Origin of the sequence: Motilimonas thetidivivens, assembly GCF_046452435.1 — a bacterium.
GTDB lineage: Bacteria > Pseudomonadota > Gammaproteobacteria > Enterobacterales > CBDFNC01 > Motilimonas.
In genome coordinates, this window is sequence record NZ_JBKFDK010000001.1 from 126,221 (window position 1) to 149,912 (window position 23,692).

General features: G+C 47.0%; 20 protein-coding genes. 14 read left to right on the forward strand and 6 right to left on the reverse strand.

The window, feature by feature from the left end:
* The first annotated feature begins 21 nt into the window (after positions 1 to 21).
* Genes bamA through tilS form a run of 9 tightly spaced genes read left to right on the forward strand, consistent with a single transcriptional unit; the run spans position 22 to position 11,873 of the window.
* Positions 22 to 2,451 (forward strand): outer membrane protein assembly factor BamA, encoded by a 2,430-nt coding sequence (bamA, locus tag ACK8OT_RS00645; RefSeq protein WP_410194577.1) that lies wholly within the window; start codon positions 22 to 24, stop codon positions 2,449 to 2,451.
* A 26-nt stretch (positions 2,452 to 2,477) separates the two neighbouring features.
* The gene (locus ACK8OT_RS00650; protein ID WP_410194578.1) at positions 2,478 to 2,993 is read left to right on the forward strand and encodes an OmpH/Skp family outer membrane protein; all 516 of its coding nucleotides are present in this window, start codon (positions 2,478 to 2,480) and stop codon (positions 2,991 to 2,993) included.
* 2 nt (positions 2,994 to 2,995) lie between these two features.
* On the forward strand, positions 2,996 to 4,036 hold the full coding sequence (lpxD, locus tag ACK8OT_RS00655) for a UDP-3-O-(3-hydroxymyristoyl)glucosamine N-acyltransferase (RefSeq protein WP_410194579.1): 1,041 nt from the start codon (positions 2,996 to 2,998) through the stop codon (positions 4,034 to 4,036).
* 3 nt (positions 4,037 to 4,039) lie between these two features.
* Entirely contained in the window at positions 4,040 to 4,492 is a 453-nt protein-coding gene (gene fabZ / locus ACK8OT_RS00660; RefSeq protein WP_233071372.1) for a 3-hydroxyacyl-ACP dehydratase FabZ, read from the forward strand.
* Positions 4,493 to 5,272: an acyl-ACP--UDP-N-acetylglucosamine O-acyltransferase gene (gene lpxA, locus ACK8OT_RS00665; RefSeq protein WP_410194580.1), complete on the forward strand. Its 780-nt coding sequence runs from the start codon at positions 4,493 to 4,495 to the stop codon at positions 5,270 to 5,272.
* A 1-nt stretch (position 5,273) separates the two neighbouring features.
* Entirely contained in the window at positions 5,274 to 6,422 is a 1,149-nt protein-coding gene (gene lpxB, locus ACK8OT_RS00670) for a lipid-A-disaccharide synthase (RefSeq protein ID WP_410194581.1), read from the forward strand.
* 38 nt (positions 6,423 to 6,460) lie between these two features.
* Entirely contained in the window at positions 6,461 to 7,057 is a 597-nt protein-coding gene (rnhB, locus tag ACK8OT_RS00675) for a ribonuclease HII (protein WP_410194582.1), read from the forward strand.
* A gap of 2 nt (positions 7,058 to 7,059) precedes the next feature.
* On the forward strand, positions 7,060 to 10,542 hold the full coding sequence (gene dnaE, locus ACK8OT_RS00680) for a DNA polymerase III subunit alpha (protein WP_410194583.1): 3,483 nt from the start codon (positions 7,060 to 7,062) through the stop codon (positions 10,540 to 10,542).
* Entirely contained in the window at positions 10,542 to 11,873 is a 1,332-nt protein-coding gene (gene tilS, locus ACK8OT_RS00685; protein WP_410194584.1) for a tRNA lysidine(34) synthetase TilS, read from the forward strand. Before dnaE ends, tilS begins: the two co-directional genes overlap by 1 nt.
* Positions 11,874 to 11,973: 100 nt before the next feature.
* Here the strand turns inward: tilS and ACK8OT_RS00690 are convergent, their stop codons facing one another.
* Both ACK8OT_RS00690 and ACK8OT_RS00695 read right to left on the reverse strand, forming a co-directional pair.
* The gene (locus ACK8OT_RS00690) at positions 11,974 to 12,312 is read right to left on the reverse strand and encodes a zinc-ribbon domain containing protein (protein WP_410194585.1); all 339 of its coding nucleotides are present in this window, start codon (positions 12,310 to 12,312) and stop codon (positions 11,974 to 11,976) included.
* A gap of 364 nt (positions 12,313 to 12,676) precedes the next feature.
* A complete protein-coding gene (locus ACK8OT_RS00695; protein WP_410194586.1) occupies positions 12,677 to 13,921 on the reverse strand; it encodes an L-lactate MFS transporter in 1,245 nt (414 codons plus the stop codon).
* A gap of 444 nt (positions 13,922 to 14,365) precedes the next feature.
* On the opposite strand from ACK8OT_RS00695, the gene bla reads away from it, so the two are divergent.
* Together bla and ACK8OT_RS00705 are read left to right on the forward strand one after the other, a co-directional pair.
* Entirely contained in the window at positions 14,366 to 15,256 is an 891-nt protein-coding gene (bla, locus tag ACK8OT_RS00700; RefSeq protein ID WP_410194587.1) for a class A beta-lactamase, read from the forward strand.
* A gap of 102 nt (positions 15,257 to 15,358) precedes the next feature.
* Positions 15,359 to 15,814: a DUF3429 domain-containing protein gene (locus ACK8OT_RS00705; RefSeq protein ID WP_410194588.1), complete on the forward strand. Its 456-nt coding sequence runs from the start codon at positions 15,359 to 15,361 to the stop codon at positions 15,812 to 15,814.
* Here ACK8OT_RS00705 and ACK8OT_RS00710 read toward each other — a convergent pair.
* The 4 genes from ACK8OT_RS00710 to ACK8OT_RS00725 all read right to left on the reverse strand — a co-directional run bounded on the left by ACK8OT_RS00710 (position 15,811) and on the right by ACK8OT_RS00725 (position 22,168).
* The gene (locus ACK8OT_RS00710; RefSeq protein WP_410194589.1) at positions 15,811 to 19,008 is read right to left on the reverse strand and encodes an efflux RND transporter permease subunit; all 3,198 of its coding nucleotides are present in this window, start codon (positions 19,006 to 19,008) and stop codon (positions 15,811 to 15,813) included. The genes ACK8OT_RS00705 and ACK8OT_RS00710 overlap by 4 nt on opposite strands.
* Before the next feature lie 16 nt (positions 19,009 to 19,024).
* Complete coding sequence (locus tag ACK8OT_RS00715; protein ID WP_410194590.1) at positions 19,025 to 20,131, reverse strand: efflux RND transporter periplasmic adaptor subunit; 1,107 nt, start codon at positions 20,129 to 20,131, stop codon at positions 19,025 to 19,027.
* An 86-nt stretch (positions 20,132 to 20,217) separates the two neighbouring features.
* On the reverse strand, positions 20,218 to 21,921 hold the full coding sequence (locus ACK8OT_RS00720; protein ID WP_410194591.1) for an FAD-dependent oxidoreductase: 1,704 nt from the start codon (positions 21,919 to 21,921) through the stop codon (positions 20,218 to 20,220).
* Between the two features lie 58 nt (positions 21,922 to 21,979).
* Positions 21,980 to 22,168, reverse strand: coding sequence for a YgaP family membrane protein (locus tag ACK8OT_RS00725; RefSeq protein ID WP_410194592.1), 189 nt, complete (start codon positions 22,166 to 22,168; stop codon positions 21,980 to 21,982).
* A 213-nt stretch (positions 22,169 to 22,381) separates the two neighbouring features.
* On the opposite strand from ACK8OT_RS00725, the gene ACK8OT_RS00730 reads away from it, so the two are divergent.
* The 3 genes from ACK8OT_RS00730 (at position 22,382) to ACK8OT_RS00740 (ending at position 23,639) form a co-directional block, all read left to right on the forward strand.
* On the forward strand, positions 22,382 to 22,678 hold the full coding sequence (locus ACK8OT_RS00730) for an ArsR/SmtB family transcription factor (protein WP_410194593.1): 297 nt from the start codon (positions 22,382 to 22,384) through the stop codon (positions 22,676 to 22,678).
* Positions 22,679 to 22,779: 101 nt separating this feature from the next.
* Entirely contained in the window at positions 22,780 to 23,202 is a 423-nt protein-coding gene (locus ACK8OT_RS00735) for a YeeE/YedE family protein (RefSeq protein WP_410194594.1), read from the forward strand.
* Positions 23,202 to 23,639, forward strand: a complete 438-nt coding sequence (locus ACK8OT_RS00740; protein ID WP_410194595.1) for a DUF6691 family protein — start codon at positions 23,202 to 23,204, stop codon at positions 23,637 to 23,639. The genes ACK8OT_RS00735 and ACK8OT_RS00740 overlap by 1 nt, the downstream gene beginning before the upstream one ends.
* The last annotated feature ends 53 nt before the right edge of the window (positions 23,640 to 23,692 follow it).

The following is a 23,692-nucleotide window of genomic DNA, read 5'->3' on the forward strand; positions in this document are numbered from 1 at the left end:
TAAAGGAAAAATAATAACAAAATGGCTAAACGCAGATTATTTACTCCCAGTTTAATCATGGGAGCATGCTTATTTTCCCATTCGGTGTTTGCTGATTCATTTACCGTTGAAGACATCAAGGTAGAAGGGTTGCAACGTGTGACCTTAGGCGCAGCACTGTTGAATCTACCTATCCGTGTTGGTGATGAGGTGGATGCTTTTACAATTTCCCAAGCGGTTAAAGCACTGTATAAGTCAGGAAACTTCGAAGATGTTCAAGTTTATCGTGATAACGGTAAGTTGATAATTGCGGTCACTGAGCGTCCAACTATCAGTAGTATTGAGCTATCGGGTAACAAAACCATTAAAGAAGAGGAACTCAGGGAAACCTTGAAATCTTCCGGAGTACGTGTAGGCGATGCCCTTGATAGAACCTCTTTATCCAATATCGAAAAAAGCTTAGAAGATTTTTACCATAGCGTGGGTAAATACGGTGCTAAGGTAACGGCCATCGCAACACCGTTACCGCGCAATCGAGTTGATTTAAAGTTTAACTTTGTTGAAGGGCGCAGCGCTGAAATTCAACAAATCAATATAGTCGGTAATACGGTCTTTGCCGAAGAAGACTTACTTAAACAACTTGAGTTAACCGACAGTGCCCCTTGGTGGAATTTTCTTGCCGACCAAAAGTATCAAAAGCAAAAATTAGCAGGCGATCTTGAAACTTTACGTAGCTACTATCTAGATAGAGGTTACATTCGAGTCGATCTCAATGAGACACAAGTCTCGATGACACCCGATCGTAAGGGGATTTATATTACGGTGAATCTTGATGAGGGTGATAAGTACACCCTAAAAGATGTTGCCATAACCGGTAATTTGTTGGGTAAAGAAGAACAAATCAATCAGTTAATTGCACTAAAGGAAGGCGAAACCTATTCGGGTGCCGATGTGACCAATGCCGAAGAAGTGATCAGTAAGTTTCTTGGGCGTCACGGCTATGCTTACCCTAAAGTGACCACCTATCCCGAGGTTAATGATGTAGATAAAACAGTTTCTTTGACTATATCTATTGATCCCGGGCAGCGTATCTATGTTCGTCGTATTAACATTGCTGGTAACCAAGAAACCAAAGATGTAGTGCTACGTCGTGAGATGCGTCAAATGGAAGGAACTTGGCTGTCTAGTGAAAATGTTGAATTATCTCGAGCACGCCTTAATCGTTTAGGCTTTTTTGAAACTGTTGATATTAATACCACTCGAGTCCCTGGTCGTGAAGATCTTGTTGATATTGATGTAACGGTTAAAGAGCAAGCCGCAGGCTCCATTAACGCGGGTATTGGTTTTGGTACCGAATCCGGTCTAAGTTTATCAGCGGGTGTGCAACAAAATAACTTTTTAGGCACAGGTAATAAGGTAGGGATAAACGCGTCTCTTAACGATTATTCTAAAAATGTCGACTTAGATTACACTAACCCTTATTTTACCCGTGACGGGGTGAGCGCTGGTGGGCGGATATTCTATTCCGATTTTGAAGCCGGCGAAGCTAACATTGTTGACTATAACAATACCACTTACGGAATCAGGGGGAACCTAGGCTTCCCAGTTAATGAATACAACCGTTTGAACTTTGGCATAGGTCTTGAGCGCAACAAGATTTCTCAGTTAAAGGCTTATGCTCAGGTGCAACAATTTTGGGAAATATATAAAAGTGAGCTAGAAGATGACGGCTCGGTATCATTTGATACTTTAGATTTTACCGCTAGCTGGACGCGAAATACGTTGGATAGAGGGCAGTTTGCAACTTCAGGTTCATACCAGTCTCTTTCTGGTAAAGTGACGGTACCTAGTTCTGATCTACAATATTTTAAAGTCAGTTATGACATACGAAATTACACTCGAATTAGCGAATCAGGTGATTGGACTTTCCTAGCTCGCGGCAGAGTTGGGTATGGTAACGGCTATGGTACTATTGAAGGTAATGATCAAGTACTACCATTCTTTGAGAATTTTTATGCTGGTGGCTTCTCCAGTGTTCGTGGTTTCAAAAGCAACACTGTCGGTCCAAAAGCATTACACTTGCTAAACGATGGCGGTAGTAGTAGCGTGGTTGCTACCGACGATTCGGTAGGTGGTAACGCGATTTATAATCTAAGTACAGAGCTGATCATTCCGACCCCATTTATTGACGAAGGCTACGCTAGACAAGTTCGCACCAGCTTTTTTATCGATGCGGGCGAATCTTGGGATACCGAGTTTAATACCGCTTGGGCTGACTTAGGTAACTGTGTCAAAAATTGTAGTTACCTAGATGATTATTCTAAACCTGGACGGGTGCGTGTATCTGCAGGTGTACAGGTTCAATGGCTATCGCCTATGGGACCTTTAGTATTTACGTTAGCACAACCTCTCAAAGAATATGATGGCGATAGAACGGAAATATTCTCGTTTAATATCGGCCAAACTTTTTAATTATTTTTTTGCAAAGGAGTTATCCATTGAAACAGTTTCTTAAAGTTGCAGGATTAAGTTTAGCCCTAATTGCGGGTACGTTTTCTAGTGCGGCGATGGCAAATGAAAAAATCGTGGTGGTATTTCCAGCTGAAATCTTTCAGCAACTGCCTCAAAAAGATCAAGTTGTTAATCAGCTTAAGAAGGAATTTCAACCTCGCATCAATGAGCTAAAAGCGCTTGAAGGTAAAATTAAGAGCAAGCGTGAAAAATACCAACGCGATGCCGAATTAATGAAAGAAGCTGATCGTACTAAACTTGAGCGAGAGATTGATAGCTTGAGTGCTGATTATCAGTTAAAGGTTAAAGCATTCGAAGAAGATAACCGCCGTCGCCAAGCTGAAGAGCAGAACAAAATGCGTGATAAAGTGATGAAGGCGATTGATGCCGTAGCCAAACGTGAAGGCTATGATGTAGTGCTAAATGGTGAAGCGACCGTATTTGTTAAGCCTGCATTGGATATCTCTAAACAGGTTATTGCTGAAATTGGTAAGAGCAAATAAGCATGTTGCACATAACCCTTGCTGAACTTGCGCAAAAAATCGGCGCAACTTGCCATGGTAACCCAGATTGTGTGATCCAAGGTGTTGCGTCGTTGACTAGTGCAGGGCCAACGGATGTGGCTTTTTTTTCAAATCCTAAGCTGGCAGAACAGCTTATAAGCTGTCAAGCAGGGGCTGTCATACTGCCCGAACAAGCTTTACCTCATTATCAAGGGAATGCTTTAGTGATGGCAAACCCTTATCTTGGGTTTGCATTAGCTGCACAAGCGCTTGATACCACGCCGTCGCCATCTGATTGCATCGCCCCAAGTGCTGTGGTTCATGCTACTGCTAAGCTGGGTGAAGGTGTGACGGTTGGCGCCAATGCCGTGATTGAAGAGGGCGTAGAAATTGCTGATAACACGGCTATTGGTGCCGGTGTGTTTATCGGTAAACACGCTAAAATTGGTGCAAATGGCCGTATTTGGTCTAATGTTTCCATTTACCATAATGTACAAATTGGCCAAAACACGGTTATCCAAAGTGGAGCAGTGATTGGCTCCGATGGTTTTGGTAACGCGCCCGATCAAGGTAAGTGGGTAGAGATACCCCAACTGGGCACAGTGATCATTGGCGATGACGTGCGTATCGGTGCTAATACTTGTATTGACCGAGGCGCTCTTGAAAACACCATTATCCATGACGGTGTGGTTATCGATAACTTATGTCAAGTTGCACACAACTGTGAAATTGGTGCTCATACTGCTATCGCTGGGTGTACCACCTTAGCTGGCAGCTTGAAGATTGGCCAACATTGTATGATTGGTGGTGCTACTGTCATCAATGGTCATATGGAAATATGCGACAACGTCATTGTCACTGGCATGAGTATGGTGATGCGCCCGATTGACAAGCCGGGTGTATATTCGTCGGGTATCCCTTTGCAGACCAACAAAGAATGGCGTAAAACGGCCGCACGTACGCTGCGCATTGATGACATGCATAAACGAATTAATCAACTAGAAAAACAACTTGCTGCTATGGCAAGTGAAAGTAAGGAATAACGTTTGAGTAACGAATTAAACCAACTGCAAATTAAAGAAATCATGGATTTTCTACCTCATAGATATCCGTTTCTTTTGGTTGATCGCGTGCTAGATTATAAAAAGGGTGAAACCTTACACGCCATTAAAAATGTCTCTTTTAATGAGCCCCAATTTACTGGGCATTTTCCTGATACTCCGGTTTTTCCAGGTGTGATGATCTTAGAAGCCATGGCTCAAGCCACCGGTATTTTAGCCTTTGCTACCCATGGTAAACCGCAAGACAACGAACTTTATTTCTTGGCTTCAATTGATAATGCTCGTTTTCGTAAACCGGTTGTACCGGGTGATCAACTGGAACTATTCGTCGATTACCTCAAGGAAAGAAGAGGTATGGGTAAATTTAGCTGCGTAGCCAAGGTAGATGGTGAAGTAGTATGTAGCGCTGATATTATGTGCGCAAGACGAGAAATTTAAATGACGGCAAAAATTCACCCTACGGCGATCGTAGACGACAGTGCCGTATTAGCCGCGGGCGTAGAAATTGGCCCATATTCTATTATCGGCGCGCACGTTGAGATCGGTGAAGGGACTTGGGTTGGCCCCCATGTGGTGATCAAAGGTCACACCAAGATTGGTAAAAACAACAAGTTTTTCCAGTTTGGTAGCATAGGTGAAGATTGCCAAGATCTAAAATACGCAGGGGAAGAAACCTATCTAGAGATAGGCGACAATAATACTTTCCGTGAAAGTTGTACGATCCATCGTGGTACCACCCAAGACAACAGCCTAACCAAAATTGGCAATCACTGCTTGTTTATGGTCAATGCCCATGTCGCGCATGACTGTATCATAGGTAACCATTGTATACTTGCTAACAACGCGACCTTAGCGGGTCATGTTGAGCTGGGTAACAATGTTATTTTTGGTGGTATGTCGGCGATACATCAATTTAGTAAGATTGGCGATCATGCCATGATAGGTGGATGCTCGGCGGTTAACAAAGACGTTCCTCCTTACTTTATGGCCAGCGGTAACTACGCTGAAGCCCATGGTATCAACTCGGTAGGCTTAAAGCGTCGTGGTTTTAGCAGTAGCCAGATTATGTCTATTAAGCGCGCGTTTAAAATTCTTTGCCGTAATGGTAATACCTTAGAAGAAGCTAAAGTATTGCTTGAAGACATGGTTAAAGAATCGCCTGAAATCAAACCTATGTTGGACTTTATCAGCGTGAATACGCGGGGCATAGTTCGTTAACATGAGTCGTCCATTACGGATAGGTATTATCGCTGGAGAAGTCTCTGGCGATATTCTTGCCGCGGGTTTAATTAAATCTCTACGTAAACGTTATCCTGACTTAATTGTTGAAGGCATAGCCGGGCCAGAAATGATAGAGCAGGGCTGTCATGCCTTGTTTAACATGGAAGAGTTATCGGTAATGGGCTTTGTCGAAGTGCTTGGCAAGCTCAGGCGCATCCTGCATGTGCGTAAAGCGATCACCGAGCACTTTATTGCCAATCCTCCGGATATTTTTATTGGTGTTGATGCGCCAGATTTTAACCTTACGGTTGAGCTCAAGCTCAAACAAAGCGGCATTAAAACCGTCCATTATGTCAGCCCATCGGTCTGGGCTTGGAAGCAATGGCGTATTCATAAAATCGCCAAAGCAACCAACTTAGTGCTCGCTTTTTTACCCTTTGAAAAAGCCTTCTACGACAAATTTAACGTGCCTTGTCAATTTGTCGGCCATACCTTGGCTGAACGTTTGCCTATCGTGCCAGCGCGTGAAGCCAACCGAATCGAGCTAGGCTTAGATTTAAACGCGCCGACTCTGGCCTTGCTGCCCGGCAGTCGCCATGCAGAAATTGAGCTACTGACCCCTTATTTTCTTCAAGCCGCGCAGCAGCTCAAGGCCAAATACCCTGATTTGCAATTTGTTGTGCCAATGGTGAATGCCAAACGCCGAGCGCAATTTGAGCAAATTAAACAGCAAATAGCTCCTGATTTGGCCGTCACCCTAGTTGATGGTCAAGCCAGTAAGGTGCTACAAGCTGCCGATTACGTCTTACTGGCATCCGGCACAGCAGCGCTAGAAGCCATGTTAGCCAAATGCCCTATGGTGGTGGCTTACCGCGTTAACTGGCTTACTTACCAAATCGCAAAAGCTTTGGTAAAAAGTAAGTACGTTTCTCTGCCTAATTTACTTGACGATGGGCCCTTGGTGGCTGAATTATTACAGCATGACTGTACAGTCGATAACATAGTGACTGAGCTAGACAAATTAATTGGCCAAGACAACAGCGCATTGATTGAGCGTTTTACTCAACTGCACCAAATGATCCGTTGTGATGCCGATGAAAAAGCGGCATTAGCTGTGATTGAAGTCTTAGCGAGCCCGTCTAATTAGCGTATAATCTCCTGCTGATCACAAAGCAGGGGAAGAAAATGGATCCAGTTGTTTATCCGCAAAACAAACTCGTAGCAGGGGTTGATGAAGTTGGCCGAGGGCCATTGGTTGGTGACGTGGTTACCGCTGCGGTTATTTTAGATCCAAACAATCCCATAGCAGGCCTTGCTGATTCGAAAAAATTATCAGAAAAAAAGCGTCTAGCGCTGTTTGATGAGATCCAGCAAAAAGCCCTTGCCGTGTCGATAGGGCGAGCCAGCCCAGCAGAAATTGATCAACTGAATATCCTTCATGCTACCATGCTAGCCATGCAGCGCGCCGTAGCGGGTCTTAGTGTGACGCCTGAGTATGTTTTTATCGATGGCAATCGTTGCCCGCAACTGGATATGCCAAGTGAAGCCGTCGTCAAAGGCGATGCGCGTGTGGCCGAGATCAGCGCTGCCTCTATCATAGCCAAAGTCACTCGAGATCAAGAAATGGCTGAGCTGGATAAACAGTTTCCAGAGTTTGGTTTTGCTAACCATAAAGGCTATCCAACCAAAGCCCATTTTGCGGCTTTAGCTCAGCATGGCATTACCCCTTATCATCGTAAATCCTTTAAACCAGTGCAAAAAATCATGGAGCAGCAAGACTAATTATGGCCGATCCAAAATTTGTTCATCTTAGGGTTCACAGTGATTTTTCTATGGTCGATGGTCTGGCCAAGATAAAGCCCATTGTCAGCCGCGCCCAAGAATATCAAATGCCGGCCATTGCCATCACAGATCAAACCAACCTATGTGGTTTGGTAAAGTTCTACGGCGCCGCTCATGATGCGGGTATTAAACCCATTATCGGGGCAGACTTTTGGGTACAAAGTGATGAACTGGGGGATGAGCAATTTCGTTTGACCGCGTTAGCAATGAATAACGCGGGCTATAAAAATGTCACCTTACTGATTTCTAAGGCTTATTTACGCGGTCATGTGCAAGGCCGTCCGGTGTTAGATAAAGCGTGGTTGGTTGAGCATAACGAAGGGGTAATTTTGCTTTCCGGCGGCCGAATGGGCGATGTGGGTAAAGTACTCCTTAAAGGTAATAAAGACTTAACCCAGCGCTGCGTCGAGTTTTATCAAACCCATTTCCCTGATCGATACTTTTTAGAATTATTGCGCACCGAGCGTCCCGATGAAGAAGCTTACTTGCACATGGCGGTGGAGCTGGCGCAGCAGCAAGATCTACCTGTGGTGGCCACCAATGAAGTGGTGATTTTAGACAAAGACAAATTCGACGCCCATGAAATTCGGGTGGCCATCCATGATGGTTACACCTTGATGGATAAAAACCGGCCGCGCCTGTATAGCCCAGAGCAATACCTCAAAACCGAAGAGCAAATGTGTGAGCTATTTGCCGATATTCCCGAGGCCTTGCAAAACTCGGTCGAAATAGCCAAGCGTTGTAACGTGACCGTACGCTTAGGTGAATACTTCTTACCTGATTTCCCCACTGGCGGCATGCCCATCGAAGAATACTTTTGTAAGGTTTCTTGGGAAGGGCTAGAAGAGCGATTGGACTTTTTGTTTGATAAAAACAGTCCGGATTTTGCCGAAAAGCGCAAACCCTATGACGAGCGTTTGCAAATCGAGCTGGACGTTATCAACCAAATGGGGTTCCCCGGTTACTTCTTGATCGTAATGGAGTTTATCCAGTGGAGTAAGGATAACAATATTCCGGTGGGGCCCGGACGGGGCTCAGGTGCGGGCTCGTTAGTGGCTTACGCGCAAAAAATTACCGATCTTGATCCCCTTGAATTTGATCTACTTTTTGAGCGTTTCTTAAACCCAGAGCGGGTATCCATGCCCGACTTTGATATCGACTTTTGTATGGATAGGCGTGATGAAGTTATCGATCACGTTGCCGAGCTCTATGGTCGTGATGCGGTATCGCAAATCATCACTTTTGGTACCATGGCGGCTAAGGCGGTAATACGAGACGTTGGGCGGGTGCTCGGTCACCCTTATGGTTTTGTTGACCGGATTTCAAAATTAGTACCGCCCGATCCTGGCATGACCTTAGCCAAAGCATTTGATGCCGAGCCCAAACTGCAAGAAGCCTATGACGGCGACGAAGAAGTGCGCGACCTGATAGACATGTGTCGAATTCTTGAAGGTTGTACCCGAAACGCAGGTAAACACGCAGGGGGCGTGGTTATTTCGCCGACCACCATTACCGACTTTGCGCCGCTGTATTGCGACTCTGAAGGTAAATTTCCGGTTACCCAATTTGATAAGAATGACGTTGAATATGCAGGGCTTGTTAAGTTTGACTTCTTAGGGCTTAGAACCTTAACGATCGTGCAATGGGCGCTGGATATGGCCAATGCGCACAAGGCTAAACGAGGCGAAGCGCCAATCGATATCGCGCGCATCCCAGTGGATTGTCCGGCGTGTTTTAGATTACTGCAAAATTCCGAAACCACCGCGGTATTCCAATTAGAATCGCGTGGCATGAAAGATCTGATCAAACGTCTGCAACCCGACTGTTTTGAAGACATGATCGCACTGGTTGCTTTGTTTCGCCCCGGTCCACTGCAATCGGGCATGGTAGATAACTTTATCGAACGTAAACACGGCCGTGAGGAAATATCCTACCCTGACGCCACTTGGCAGCATGAATCGTTAAAGCCTATCTTAGAGCCCACCTACGGCATCATCTTATACCAAGAGCAGGTAATGCAAATTGCGCAGGTGCTCGCGGGTTATACCCTTGGCGGCGCGGACATGCTACGTCGTGCTATGGGTAAGAAAAAGCCCGAAGAGATGGCCAAGCAACGTGCCGGCTTTGAGGCTGGCGCGGTGAAAAACGGGATTGATGGCGAGCTGGCCATGAAGATCTTCGACTTGGTAGAAAAATTCGCTGGTTACGGTTTTAACAAATCCCACTCCGCCGCTTACGCCTTAGTGTCCTATCAAACCCTGTGGATGAAAACCCACTATCCAGCTTATTTTATGGCCGCGGTAATGTCGGCCGATATGGATAACACCGACAAGATAGTGACCTTAGTGGATGAATGTGAGCGCATGGGCTTGCCCCTTGCGCCACCGGATGTTAACAAGGGGCTTTATAAGTTTAACGTGGCCGATGATGGTTCGATCATTTATGGCATCGGTGCGGTAAAAGGGGTGGGGGAAGGCCCCATTGAGGCGATCATTGCCGCGCGTGATGCTAAGGGGCCATTTAAAGATCTGTTTGATTTTTGTGCCCGCGTTGATCTTAAAAAGGTCAACCGCAGGGTACTTGAAAAGCTCATTTTGTCAGGGGCAATGGATCAACTCGGGCCTCATCGCGCTGCACTGATGGCGACCTTACCCGATGCCATGCAAGCCGCTGCCCAACACGCGGCTGCCGAAGCCCACGGTCAAAGCGACTTATTTGGTGTACTAACCACAGAGGAAGAAGACGTTCAGCACGCCTTTGCTAATGTGCCACGCTGGCCCGATAAAATTTGGTTGGAAGGGGAAAAAGAAACCTTAGGCTTGTATCTCACCGGACACCCTATCAACCAATATTTAGCTGAGCTGCGCAATTATACCTCGGGTCGGTTAAAAGACATGGTGCCAACGGATCGCCATAAAAACACGTCTGCTGCGGGGTTAGTGATTGCCACGCGGGTGATGATGACCAAACGCGGCAAGAAAATGGGGCTACTTACGTTAGATGATAAAAGTGCCCGTCTAGAAGTGATGCTGTTTTCTGACGCCTTTGATCAATACGAATCCCTGATTCAAAAAGACAAAATATTAGTGGTGAGTGGCCAAGTCAGTCACGATGATTTCTCGGGCGGCCTTAAACTCACGGCGCGTGAGGTGTTGGACTTATCCCAAGCGCGGGAAAAACACGCCAAAGGGCTGCACCTGCAGCTCAAACAATCACAGATCGACAAGGACTTCTTTCCTAAATTTAATGAAGCCTTAGCGCCATTTAGTGGCGGGATTTGCCCCGTCACCATTAGCTATGAAAGTGATACAGCAACCGCTGAATTAACTCTAGGCACCCAGTGGCGGGTCACTCCAGCCGATGAATTAATGGATCAATTAGATCTCTTACTCGGGCCAAATCAAACCAAGTTGGTGTTTCATTAATGGCCCAACCCGAGTTAACAGCGCATCCGGCTTATCAAGCCTTGGTCAAGCATAGCGCCGCTTACCCAAACGCGCATCGCTTGATTGGCCTAAGTGGCGGCTTAGACTCGGTTGCTTTGCTCTATTTACTGGTTGAGCTGCGTAAACAGCAGCCGTTTGAGTTAAGTGCGCTGTATGTCCATCATGGTTTAAGTAAAAATGCCGATGCTTGGCTCGAATTTTGTCAGACACTTTGTCAGCGCCTAGACGTACCTTTTATTGCAGAGCGGGTCAACTTAGGTGATATCAAAGGGCAGAGTATCGAAGCTCTGGCGCGTAAGGCGCGTTATCAAGCCTTTGCTAAACACTTAGCGCAAGGCAGGCAACTGCTCACCGCCCAGCATCAAAACGATCAGGTGGAAAGCTTTTTACTCGCCGCCAAGCGCGGCAGTGGCGTTAAAGGTTTAAGCGCCATGCCACTTTATAAACCCTTTGCTCATGGCAGCCAGCTGCGGCCACTGCTTGAAATTAGCCGCGCTGAATTAGAGCAACTAGCCAAAGAGCAAGGCTGGCAATGGGTGGAAGACGAAAGCAATCAAGACACCCAGTTTGACCGTAATTTTTTACGCGCCGACATCATCCCTAAACTGACTGATCGCTGGCCCGGTGTGCTTTCGGCAATTAGTCGCAGTGCTCGCCTTTGTGCAGAGCAGCAAACCCTACTCACGCAGCTGCTTGCTGATGAGTTAGCACGATATCAAAGCCCACAAGGCGCTTTGCAAATCGAGCCATTAACCCTGCTTGCCCCCTTGCGCCGTCAAGCCATTTTACGTCAATGGATTGATTCGCATGGTTATTCTTTACCATCGGAAGTGCGCCTGAAAGAGATCTGGGACAACGTCGCCCTAGCGCGCGAAGATGCGCAGCCTATGTTGGCCTTTAATGGTTATCAAGTACGCCGCTATTTAGGGGAGTTATATCTCATTGCGCCGCCAGTTAACTTGCCTGACAGTCTTGCTATGACGATTGAATTTGATGCAGTTAATCGCCTGCCATGCGGACAAACCTTAACACTGAAGCTTGTGCGCCAAGGAGTGCGCATCAAAAAGCCCAGTGAGCCATTACAGATACGCTATCACCTTACAGGCAGCCATAAATTGACCCCCGCAGGTAGAAATGGTTCACGCAGTTATAAAAAACTGTTGCAAGAATACCAAGTGCCACCTTGGCAGCGATCTCAGCTTCCGATTTTATTTGCTGGGGAGGAAGTGGTTGCCGTTGGCAACTTGTTTATCTGCCAAGCTTGGTCAGCTCAAGAGGATGAAGTCGGATTGCAACTTGATTGGTTCTGATCATGTTCTTAAAAGAAGATATATAAATTAGCGAGGCTCAGGGGATTAGCCTAGCGTTGTCCCACAACCGAATGTAGGGGGGCGGCTGCGAAGTCGATGCTTATCTTTTATGTGTTTTGAAGAACTTTTCATTTGGATGTTTTGGTTTATTTGCCAACGCTTCCATATGCCGTTTCTGCTCTTCTTTGATTGCTTGTATATGTGCTCTACACACTCTACAGCGCTTGGCAACAGCATTAATAGTTTTACCCAACTCTTCATACCAGCGTTTTTGTTGCGAAGCTGTCCAAATGTCAGTCTTACCACACTCTGAACATTTATATTCAATGTCATAATAAAACTCGGGTGGAGAAGAGTATGTATTATCGTTAACGCCCCATTTATCTTTATCAACTAGCAACCTGTTTTCGAGTTTTTTCAATCTTTTTTTATTGCTCAAGAGCGCCTCTGCTTGCACTTATCCATAACACGGCATTAAGGTGTGAGCCTTGCAAATACTGCATTCAATATGAACGCCGTGAAAACAATACTAAATCTAAACGAATAATGCCAAGCATGGGGAGTCATTCTTAAATCGTTAGCCATTTTACTCACTTCCGACAGGGCGGCATCAAATAATGCTGCGAAGCACTTTAGTGGGAACTCTCTATGGCGCGGTGCTCTCTTGAATAGAAAGTTTGTCATATGAAGCCCGTCTTTTTTAGTAAAGAAATTGAACAGGCACTTTGTTTGGGTTATGAGAGGGAGCGTGATAACAAAACGGCTCTGATATCAGAGCCGTTAAGACGATGTAAATGAAGCATTTAGGCGTTAGCTGCCACCATGCTAGCGCGGGTTTTAGTGATGTAAGATTTCATTAATACCGACACTGCCAAGGCTACAATAAACGCGCCGCTAAAGATATACAGGGTTAGTTCATAGCTGCCGGTTACCGAGCGTAGGTAAGCTGCGATTTGTGGGCCCACTAGGCCTGCAAATGCCCATGCGGTAAGGATGTAGCCGTGGATTGCGCCCAGTTGTTTGGTACCAAACAAGTCGCCGATAAATGCGGGTAGGGTAGCAAAGCCGCCGCCGTAACAAGTCATGATGGTAAATAACACCACTTGGAATAAGATCACACTGGTGATGTTAGGCAGCATCAAGAACAAGGCAATTTGCAGCACAAAAAAGGCAATGTAGGTGTTTGGTCTACCTAGCGTGTCTGAGAAGGTTGCCCAAGCAAGGCGGCCAATACCGTTAAACACCGCCATTAAACCTACCACGGCAGCCGCTTCTGTTGGTGTTAAGCCAATGGTTTCTTGTGCCAGTGGAGAAGCTGAGTAGATCACGCCAATGCCACAAGCAATGTTGATAAACATCATCACCCATAGCCAATAGAAAGGCGCCGTTTTAACTGCCTCATTGGCCGTTTGTTGGCTTAAGTCTTGGGTGACTTTTTTGCTGCCAGCTGCAACTGCTGCTTTCATGTTGTCAGGCATCCAACCTTCAGGTGGGCGCTCGAGGTATAAAGCAGAGAGATACATGATCACCATGTAAGCGATACCCGCAGTATAAAAAGTGGCGGGGATAGAGAAATTTTCCATTAAGTAACCAAACACGGGGCCGCCGATCATGGCACCAAAACCAAAGCCCATGATAGCAAGGCCGGTGGCAAAACCGCGACGATCTGGGAACCATTTAACTAAAGTGGATACTGGCGTAATGTAACCCACACCCAAGCCTATGCCGCCTAAAACACCATAGCCTAACCAAAGCAGGTAGATACTTTCGAGTGAGGTGCCCAATCCTGCGACTAATAAGCCTGCCCCCCAAAAAGTCGCGGCGATTAAGCCGGCTTTGCGTGGTCCATGGCGCTCAACAAAGTGGCCCATAATGGCAGCGGATAAACCAAGGAAAAAGATGGCTAAGCTAAAGGTGCCGGCCACTGCAGATTTGTCCCAGCCAAAGGTTTGTTCAAGTGGTAGGTTAAATACGCTCCATGCGTAAACTGAGCCGATCGAGCCGTGGATCCCCACAGCCGATGCGGCAATAAGCCAACGGTTTTTCATGATAAGTTCCCTTTATAGATAAAAATAGCGTTTGTTCTTGTTTGTTGTAATCGATTCGTCCCGTCGCCGTGTTGTTTGCGAGAGCATCGGGACGTTGTTTACTCCTTTGGGTTGGAATGTAACTTTGTAAGTCGGCTGGATTTTTGATTCTTATCAATCGGCGTGGGTAGTATAAAAAAACATTATATTTAGGTTACAAAGTCACTTATTCTTGATTATTTGTTAATTTCGGGTTTTGTATTGGTTAATGCTCGGTATTTTCTTTGTTGTTTGATTTAATTGGGTTTATTTTTATGGTGGTGATTTCAGGCTGGTCGCAGGGGCGTTTTCAATAGGGCTATTTATGTTAGCGAGTTAACGATAATGGTTATCGGCGTCAGTGCACTGTTGCGACCGCTGGCATAGCCAGCGAAAATGGCGCTCTTGTCGAAGAAGGTAGTTGTTATGAAAAAAAGAATGAAAACCCGCTTGATGTTAGGTGTGTTGTTGATGGGGGCATTTTGTGGTCAAGCGGTTGCGTCCCAAGATAATTTGAATCAAGAGATTAAAGCCATTGAAAAACGTGTCAATGCGCGCATTGGTATGGCGACCTTTCAGCCTGAAATTGGTCGACTTTGGCAATATCGCGGTGATGAACGTTTTCCGATTAGCAGTACTTTTAAAACACTGGTGTGCGCTAGAATGCTGGGGCAAGTTGAAAGCGGTGGTTTAGATGGCAAAGCAAGTACGCTTATTCAAGCGGATATGCTAGTGCCATGGTCGCCAGTCACGGAGAAAAACATTGGCCGCAGCATGACGGTAATGCAAGCCTGTGAAGCCACCATGCTGACCAGTGATAATACCGCGGTAAATTTAGTGTTAGCTCACTTAGGTGGACAGCCTTCGGTGATGCGCTTTATTCGCTTAATGGGCGATATGACCACTAAATTGGTCAGTATAGAGCCAGAAATTAATGATGCCTTGCCTGATGGTGAGCGTGATACCACGACGCCCGTGGCCATGGTTCATACCCTAAATCAAATTTTCACCGGCCCACACATTAGCGATCAAGCCAAAGCGCAGTTAAAGCAATGGATGATGGATAACACCGTATCTGATGATCTTATCCGCTCGGTATTGCCACCCAATTGGCAAATTGCCGATCGCACTGGCGCTGGCAGTTATGGCTCGCGAGGCATCACGGCGTTATTGTGGCAAGGCGAACAACCCCCTACCTTTGTTAGTATTTATTTAACCAACAGCGAGCTTAGCTTAGCCGATCGCAACAAGGTGATCGCCGAGTTGGCCAGCTTGTTATTTAAATACCCTGAAACCTTAGTGACGCCGCTTAATTAAAGGCCAAACCACGATGTGCCAATGGCAAGGCGATGATCGTTTCGTCTTGCCGACTCGTTTACTTTCAATCTGATTTTGCAAACTGAAAGTAAGGCCGCACCCATGCCAACAACATCCCCGTCACATCACATTACCTTAGGTTATCTTGGCTTAGTGCCTTTTCTTGTGTTTACAGGGGGGTATTTTATTGCGGAAATGCAGTGGCTACTGCAAGCTTTTATTTTGTACAGCATTAGCATAGTGAGCTTTGTCGCTGGCTCATTATGGCAACCCAGTGCCAATAACCAAAGGGAGGCAGGCCAAGCACAAAGCCTAACCCAAGCTTGGCTGGTGGTGCTGGTTACCATTCCCATGCCACTGCTGGTATTCGCGCCAAGCTGGGCACAGTTAGCTTTTCTTGCTGCGGCGTATGTTTGGCTGTTATTGTTGCAACGGCGTTTGCCAGTTTGGCAAACCCTGTCTGCGGATTATCAAAAAATGCGCACCAAGATCACGGCCGTGGTCTTGGTGTGTCATTTATTTATGCTGGCGCTTGTTGCTCATATTCCGGTTGCTTAATCAACTTGTCGCTTGGCATAGGCGCTGTAATACAAAATCGGGATCACGACTAAGGTCAGCAGAGACGAGATAAAGATCCCGAAAATTAAGCTGATGGCTAAGCCGTTAAAAATCGGATCATCCAAGATAAACAGCGCGCCTATCATCGCGGCCAGCGCGGTTAATAAGATGGGTTTGGCCCTGACAGCGCCCGATTCAATCACGGCTTGCTCTAAAGGCATGCCCTTAGCTCTTTGTTGCTCGATAAAATCTACCAGTAAGATAGAGTTACGCACTATGATCCCAGCCAAGGCGATCATCCCTATCATCGAGGTCGCGGTAAATTGTGCGCCAAACAAAGCATGGCCGGGCAGCACACCAATAATGGTTAAGGGAATAGGCGCCATAATAACGAGAGGCACGCTGTAGGATTTAAACTGCGCCACCACCAGTAAGTAAATTAAAATCATGCCCACAGCATAAGCAATGCCCATATCACGAAACGTCTCGTAGGTGATTTTCCACTCGCCATCCCATAAAATACTGATGCCGGCAAAGCCATCGGGCGCACTGATAAAGTGCTGCGTAGGCGGCGTGGCCTGTTTATCTAGCTGGCCAGCGACATCAAACATGCCATATAAGGGGCTATCTAGCTTACCCGCCATATCGGCCACCACCATGATCATGGGCTGCATGTCTTTATGCATAATGGTCGATTCAATTTGTCCCTTAACCACAGTGACGACTTCACTTAAGGCAACCTGTTGCCCCGTTTGCGTGGGCACTTGTAAGGTTAAGGCATCTTGTAAATTAAGTTTATTGGCTTCGGTTAACTGCAAACGAATGGGCACCGCGCGTTTTTGATTTGGCAAGTGCAAGCTAGACACATCGTGTCCAGCCAAGGCGGTGCTTAAAGTAGAGACAATGGTTTGCGCCGATACGCCAAGCAAACTGGCCTTAGCACGATCTATCACTAGCTGCCATTGGGGTTGGGCGGCAGGTAGCTCGATGTCGATATCCACCAAATCAGGCGTTTGCTTAAACGTCGCCAACAATTGCGTTGCCGCTTGTTCACGCGCTTGTTGGCTTGGGCCATAAACCTCGGCCACGATTGGCGACCAAACCGGTGGCCCCGGTGGCACTTCAACTACTTTAATGTTGGCACCATAAGCTTGGCCGATTTGTTGTAAATCTTCACGCACCGATAGGGCTATGTCATGGCTGCTGCGCTCTCGGTGCTCCTTATCCAGCAAATTGACTTGGATATCGGAGAGAGCCGGGCTGCTGCGTAAATAATAGTGGCGCACTAGGCCATTAAAGTTAATCGGCGCGCTGTTTCCGGCATAAAGCTGCACATTAACGACTTCTGGTACGGTTAACAGGTATTGGCTTAGCGCCATGCCAAGGCGTTGGCTTGTTTCTAAGGTGGCCCCCTCGGGTAAATCCACCATTACTTGAAATTCGGATTTATTGTCAAAGGGCAGCATTTTTAACACTACATGCTGACTTAGCGGCAGGGCGAGTGAGCCCAAGATCAACAGTGCAATCACAAGGGCAAGGCCAAATCGAGCGCGCCGTCCTCCTTGCTGGCGAACAAAAGGCGTCATCATACGGTTAAAAAAGCGCATGGTCAGGTTAGCTTTTTTGTTTGCATCAATGTCTATTGCTGCGCTTGGTTGATGGCGATGTAATAAATGTCCGCTCAACCAAGGCGAAAGCACAAACGCCACCAGCAAGGAAATCAACATGCCCAAACTGGCATTAATGGGAATCGGGCTCATATAAGGCCCCATTAGGCCTGAAACAAAGGCCATGGGCAGCAGCGCGGCTATCACGGTAAAGGTCGCTAAAATCGTGGGGCCGCCCACTTCATCTACCGCTTGTGGAATTATCGCCAGTAACGGCTTATCTTCGATGCTCATGTGGCGATGAATATTTTCAACAACGACTATAGCGTCATCGACCAAGATGCCGATGGAAAATATTAAGGCAAATAAAGACACGCGGTTTAAGGTAAACCCCCACGCCCAAGAAGCAAATAAGGTTAAGGCTAAGGTGACGGTAATGGCCGCACCCACCACTAAGGCTTCACGCCAGCCCATGGTGATAACAACCAGTACAATCACCGCGAGCGTGGCAAAAATCAATTTGCCAATCAGGGTGTTGGATTTATTTTCCGCAGTCACGCCATAGTTACGGGTAACTTCATAGTGAATATTATTTGGCAGTAATACATTTTCTAACTGGCTCATACGCTTTAGCACTTGCTCTGCCACCGCCACCGCATTTTGGCCGGGCTGCTTGGCAATGCTCAAGGTGACCGCAGGATAGATGTTAGTTTGTGCGCCATCACCCACGCCATGCCATACACTTTGGCTGGGTAGCTCAGCTCCTAAAGTTAAGGTGGCCACATCACTTAAATAAACGGGCTCACCTTGGTGCAGGGCTATCACCAATTGGCTTAGCTCTTGCTCGGATTGAAAAAATTGCCCCGTTTGCACTTGAATGATTTGGTTTGCCTGCTGCAGCGGCAGTAAGTTTGAACGCTGATTAGCTTGGCCTAGTAACGCGCTAATTTGTCCAATATTAACGCCATAAGCATTCATTTTATGGCTATCAAGACGAATGCTAAGCACGCGTTGCTGGTGGCCATGGACGGTAATATTGCGCGTGCCGGGAACTCGTTTTAGCTCGGTTTCTAGGCTAGTGGCAATATCGCTAAGCTGAGTCAAACTGGCATTGGCATCTTGTGACCATAGGGTCAGGCTGACAATGGGCACATCATCAATGGCTTTGGGTTTAACCTGTGGCTGGCCAACGCCGGCTTGTTGCGGCAGCTTGTCTAAATTGGCATAAAGCTGGTTGTACAAACCGACAATCGCACTTTCACGAGGCACCCCAACTTCAAACACCACAATAAACATGGCACCGCCGCTTTGGGAAAAGGAATACAAGGTATCGATGCCGTGTAGCTCAGAGATCACTTGCTCAGCAGGATAAGTAAGCAGATGTTCGACTTCTTGCACCGACGCACCGGGAAAGGGAATAAACACGTCAACAAAGGTCACATCAATTTGCGGCTCTTCTTCTTTTGGCGTGATCAGCACGGCAAATAAGCCCAGTAACAACCCGGTCAGCGCCAATAGTGGCGTGATGGCTGAGTTTTGAAATTGCTTAGCGATGCGCCCAGAAATGCCGAGCCTTGGCTTGTCCATGATGCTTTGCTCGCTATTAATTGTGCGCTTTTTGCTGGCTCAAAATAAGCGCTTGCAGCTGCTGAGCTTGTTCGGCCACGATGTCGTTGACGTGCAATCCGCTGGTTATTAATACGCTATCGCCCTTTTGCTCGGCGATGCGCACTGGGGTGAGCTGCCAGCCGCGTTCGGTTTTAAGGTAAACCCCTGTTAGCTGATATTGCTCAAGTACAGCGCTGCGCGGTAGCCAGATTTGCTCATTGATTGAGTCTTTGGCGGCATTGACTGCAAATTCCACTTTTACCCACATGCCCGGTAGCAGTTGGCCTTCAGGGTTATCGAAATTGACGCGTAACTTGACGCTATGACTTTGGCTGTTGGCGTAGTTAAACAGCACCGCATCATTACTGGTGAGAATGGGCTGATCATTGAGTAATAAAGTATATTGGTTGTCGGGGTGGATCTTCGCCAAGTAGCTTTGCGGTACCGCCACCACGGCGCGCAGTTTATCAAGGGCAAAGCCCGAGTAGAGTGGGGTGCCCACGTTGACGGCTTCGCCAAGCTGGACGTGGCGCTCGGTCACCACACCAGCAAAGGGGGCGTGAACCTGGGTATAACTATGAGCTTGCTCGGCTTGGGTTAGCTGCGCAAGGGCGGCTTGTAATTGACTTTTACTCGCTTGCGCGTTGGCCTTAGCTTGGTCTAACTGGCCTTTGGAAATCGCGCCTTTGGGGTATAACGCACTCAGGCGCTTTAAATTAAGCTGCGCTTCAACATTGGCCGCTTCACTGGCGGATACATTGGCCTTGGCCGCTAAAATACTGGCCGCTTGCTCGGTATCGGTAATGGTGAGCAAGGTTGCACCTGCGGGTACGCGATCGCTGACATCATAGTTCAGTTGGGTAATGCGACCTGAGGTTTGCGCCGATACGGTGCCATGATTAACGGCTTCAATGGTGGCATTAAAGGTTAATAGGGTGGGCGCTTGGGTCGGGATGACAGTGATGCTTGCTATCGTCTTGTCGTCAGCGTCTCCTTGAGCGGCTAGGCTGGGGTAGCTAAAGAGCATTATGGTGGGTAGCAGTGCACATGAAAATGCAAAGCTCCTTGCCATGGTTCGCGGATTTAACTTAGTTAAACTCATCTGGCACTCCTTAGCTTTTGTAGGCTAAATGAGAGGAGCTCAATGGCCCCTCCCTAATGCTTGTTAACACCTTGTTAAACGTGTAATTACACTTTGGCAAATTTATAAGTGCGATAGCCGCCGATTAAGTTGCGCGCTTTAAAACCATGATTGACCAACTGGCGATAAGCGACATTGCCACGTAGGCCGACTTGGCAGTAAATCACGATTTCTTTGTCTTTAGGCAGCTCGCCAATGCGCTGGCGCAGTTGATCCACAGGAATATTGATTGCTCCCTCAATCATGCCGACATTTTCAAGCTCGCCTGGGTTTCGCACATCAAGTAGCACTTGGTTGTCGTTTAGCTGGTCAATTTCATCATAATGAATGGCCTTGGCATCGCCTTTGATGATGTTAGTTGCCACAAACGCGGCTTGGTTTATCACATCCTTAGCACTGCCGTAAGGCGGCGCATAAGTCAGCTCAAGGTGCTGCAGCTGCTCAACCGTCATACCGGCACGCTGGGCCACCGCCATCACATCGATGCGCTTATCTACGCCGTCTTTACCTGCGGCTTGGGCGCCTAAAATTTTGCCTGTGCTTGGGTCAAATAGCAGTTTAAATGACACAATTTCAGAGCCAGGGTAGTAGCTGGCGTGACTGGCTGCGTGCACATACACCTTCTCGTAAGGGATATCGGCGCGCTTGAGTTGTTTCTCGTTTTTGCCAGTGGATGCAATGGCTAAATCAAATATCTTACAAATAGCCGTGCCTTGGGTTCCTTGGTAATGCTCATCTCGCCCTAGCATATTGTCGGCGGCCATGCGGCCTTGACGATTGGCAGGCCCAGCTAGCGGCACTAAGGTGGATTGGCCGGTGACAAAATCGGCTTCTTCAATGGCATCGCCCACGGCGTAAATGTAGGGATCACTGGTTTGCATATTCGGTTTAGTCCAAATACCACCAAGCTCGCCTATGGTGAGTCCGGCTTTCGCCGCTAGGCTGGTTTCTGGACGCACACCTATGGCCATGATCAGCATATCGCTGCTGAGGGAGTCGCCATTGCTGAGTTCAAGGTTTAAATGACCATTAATGTGTTGGTGAGATACACTTTCACCGGCATCTTTACTGGCGATGTGGGGCTCAGGAATATATTCAACACCTGCTAGCGCCACGCCTAAACGTAGGTCGATATCGTGAGCGCGAATCTCGGCATGGGCAAACCCTGCCATTTCACGATCTACCGGTGTCATCACTTGATCGGCCAGCTCCAATAAGGTGGTTTTAATCCCACGCTGATGCAGCGCTTCCATCATTTCAAGGCCGATAAAGCCGCCGCCAACCACGGTTGCGTGCTCAACATTGTTCACTGCTAAGGTGTGCAAAATCTTGTCCATATCGGGAATATTGCGCAGCGAATGGGTTAGCGGATTTTGAATACCGGGGATCGGTGGCACGATCGGCGCAGCACCAGGGCTAAGCAGTAAAAAATCATAGCTTTCCGTGTACTGGCTGTTATCGATGAGGTTTTTAACCGTGACCGTTTTATTTTCTTTATCTATCTCAACCACTTCGTTCATTACGCGAACGTCAACATTAAAACGGGCTAAGAAACTATCAGGTGTTTGCAGCAATAATTTACTGCGCTCGGTGATATCACCCCCAATGTGATAGGGCAAGCCACAGTTGGCAAATGAAACAAACGGGCCGCGTTCAAACATAATGATTTGTGCATCTTCGCTTAAACGTCTAGCTCGTGCGGCGGCAGAAGCACCGCCGGCGACACCACCGATGATTAAAATTTTAGTCATGCATCCTCGCAATTTAAAAAGGGTTGTAATAAAAATTCTTTCTATTTCATTCTTATAGTTAAGGCTTAAAACCTAAACTTTTCAATATGCTGGCGGCAGGACAGATGCCCGTAAAGGCGCTTTGGATCAAGTTAAAGCCGATAAATACTGTCAACCAGACAAAGTGGGGCGATACCCAGTAAGTTAGGGCAATTGATAACAGCACCATGATGCCAGCGAATACGCGAACTGCATTTTCAAGTTTCATTTGCGACTCCTTAGTTTGGCCTAACTATTGCCAACCTGCGATGAAATAACATCGGCAAGATGTCCTACCGATTCGATTAGTAAATACTATATTAGTACATTCTAATTAATCAAACATTATTTTAGTTTTTTCTAAATAAGATTAATCTAAAATAGTTTTGACTAATTAAATCGCCTTACTTTACAATGGCGCGGTTAAGTTTAAGAGGTGGATATGAACGACATTGAGAAAATGAAACAGCAGTCAGCCGTTGTGGCCGAGTTTTTAAAAACCGTCGCTCACCCAGATCGTTTAATGGTGCTGTGCCTGTTAACTCAAGGTGAACTGAACGTCAGTGAGTTATCAAAGCACACACAATTAAGTCAATCCGCGTTTTCTCAGCACCTCAGCGTGCTGCGTAAACAAAACATAGTTAATGTGCGCAAAGAGTCGCAGCAGGTGTTTTATTCCCTCGCAGACAAGCGCATCGAAGCCTTACTTGGTGTACTAAAAACCAGTTTTTGCGATTAGCTGCCAATAGCTAGTTAGATTGCTTGCCCGCTTGCTGACATTTTTGTGAGAGCAGGCGAGCAGCCACTTTTTTGTTTGTAAAATATTTTTAAGGAGTAATAGTGGAAAATTTTACCCCGTGGAGCGCCTTAGCGGGCGGTATGTTACTTGGCTTATCAGCGGTGATTTTGTTGCTGTTTCGTGGCCGCATCGCCGGTATTAGCGGCATATTATCTGGCTTGTTTACCCCTCATCGCGGCGATACCAGTTGGCGGGTGTTATTTTTAGTGGGCATGATGTTAGGTGCCTTGGTGCTTATTCCGTTGGGGTTCTCTATTCCTGACATGCCGTCATCTTCTTTGCTGCTCTACATAGCAGCTGGATTTTTAGTGGGCATTGGCACCAAATTGGGTAATGGCTGTACTAGCGGTCACGGTATTTGCGGCATGGGACGTTTTTCTATGCGCTCTGTGGTGGCCACACTGGTCTTTATGGCGGTGGCTATTATGGTGGTTTTAATTCGTCAAATGTTGGGGTGGATGTAATGTATCGTTTAATCGCGTTATTGGCTGGTATGCTGTTTGGTATGGGGATGGTGATTTCCCAAATGGTTGATCCTGTTAAGGTCATTGGTTTTTTAAACATCTCAGGTAATTGGGATCCGAGTTTAGCGTTTGTGATGGGCGGCGCACTCATGGTGTTTGCACCTGCTTATCATTTCTTGATCAAGCCGCGTAATCAAGCCATCAGTGGTGAACCCCTTAAAATTCCGACTAAAAAACAGATAGATGCGCCACTATTAACCGGCGCGGCGTTATTTGGATTGGGTTGGGGGATTGCGGGTATCTGTCCGGGACCTGCGCTAACGGCGATGGTATCAGGGCAAAAAGAAATCATCTTCTTTATACTAGCGATGGCACTGGGTCAAGTGGCCGTGTTGGTTTGGCAAAAGGCTCGCTCAGCGCGTTTACAACAAGCTTAATCTTATCTCGCGTTGCAATCGCTGTGCAGCCCTTGTTTTGCTTGGGCTGCTAT

What these genes read in the sequence shown, in the direction of transcription:
- ACK8OT_RS00710 (WP_410194589.1), bottom strand. Translation starts at nt 19,008, where the DNA reads ATGGACAAGCCAAGGCTCGGCATTTCTGGGCGCATCGCTAAGCAATTT.
- ACK8OT_RS00695 (WP_410194586.1), bottom strand. Translation starts at nt 13,921, where the DNA reads ATGAAAAACCGTTGGCTTATTGCCGCATCGGCTGTGGGGATCCACGGC.
- ACK8OT_RS00730 (WP_410194593.1), top strand. Translation starts at nt 22,382, where the DNA reads ATGAACGACATTGAGAAAATGAAACAGCAGTCAGCCGTTGTGGCCGAG.
- dnaE (WP_410194583.1), top strand. Translation starts at nt 7,060, where the DNA reads ATGGCCGATCCAAAATTTGTTCATCTTAGGGTTCACAGTGATTTTTCT.
- ACK8OT_RS00720 (WP_410194591.1), bottom strand. Translation starts at nt 21,921, where the DNA reads ATGACTAAAATTTTAATCATCGGTGGTGTCGCCGGCGGTGCTTCTGCC.
- bla (WP_410194587.1), top strand. Translation starts at nt 14,366, where the DNA reads ATGAAAAAAAGAATGAAAACCCGCTTGATGTTAGGTGTGTTGTTGATG.
- lpxA (WP_410194580.1), top strand. Translation starts at nt 4,493, where the DNA reads ATGACGGCAAAAATTCACCCTACGGCGATCGTAGACGACAGTGCCGTA.
- ACK8OT_RS00715 (WP_410194590.1), bottom strand. Translation starts at nt 20,131, where the DNA reads ATGAGTTTAACTAAGTTAAATCCGCGAACCATGGCAAGGAGCTTTGCA.
- bamA (WP_410194577.1), top strand. Translation starts at nt 22, where the DNA reads ATGGCTAAACGCAGATTATTTACTCCCAGTTTAATCATGGGAGCATGC.
- tilS (WP_410194584.1), top strand. Translation starts at nt 10,542, where the DNA reads ATGGCCCAACCCGAGTTAACAGCGCATCCGGCTTATCAAGCCTTGGTC.
- ACK8OT_RS00740 (WP_410194595.1), top strand. Translation starts at nt 23,202, where the DNA reads ATGTATCGTTTAATCGCGTTATTGGCTGGTATGCTGTTTGGTATGGGG.
- rnhB (WP_410194582.1), top strand. Translation starts at nt 6,461, where the DNA reads ATGGATCCAGTTGTTTATCCGCAAAACAAACTCGTAGCAGGGGTTGAT.
- ACK8OT_RS00705 (WP_410194588.1), top strand. Translation starts at nt 15,359, where the DNA reads ATGCCAACAACATCCCCGTCACATCACATTACCTTAGGTTATCTTGGC.
- lpxB (WP_410194581.1), top strand. Translation starts at nt 5,274, where the DNA reads ATGAGTCGTCCATTACGGATAGGTATTATCGCTGGAGAAGTCTCTGGC.
- lpxD (WP_410194579.1), top strand. Translation starts at nt 2,996, where the DNA reads ATGTTGCACATAACCCTTGCTGAACTTGCGCAAAAAATCGGCGCAACT.
- ACK8OT_RS00725 (WP_410194592.1), bottom strand. Translation starts at nt 22,168, where the DNA reads ATGAAACTTGAAAATGCAGTTCGCGTATTCGCTGGCATCATGGTGCTG.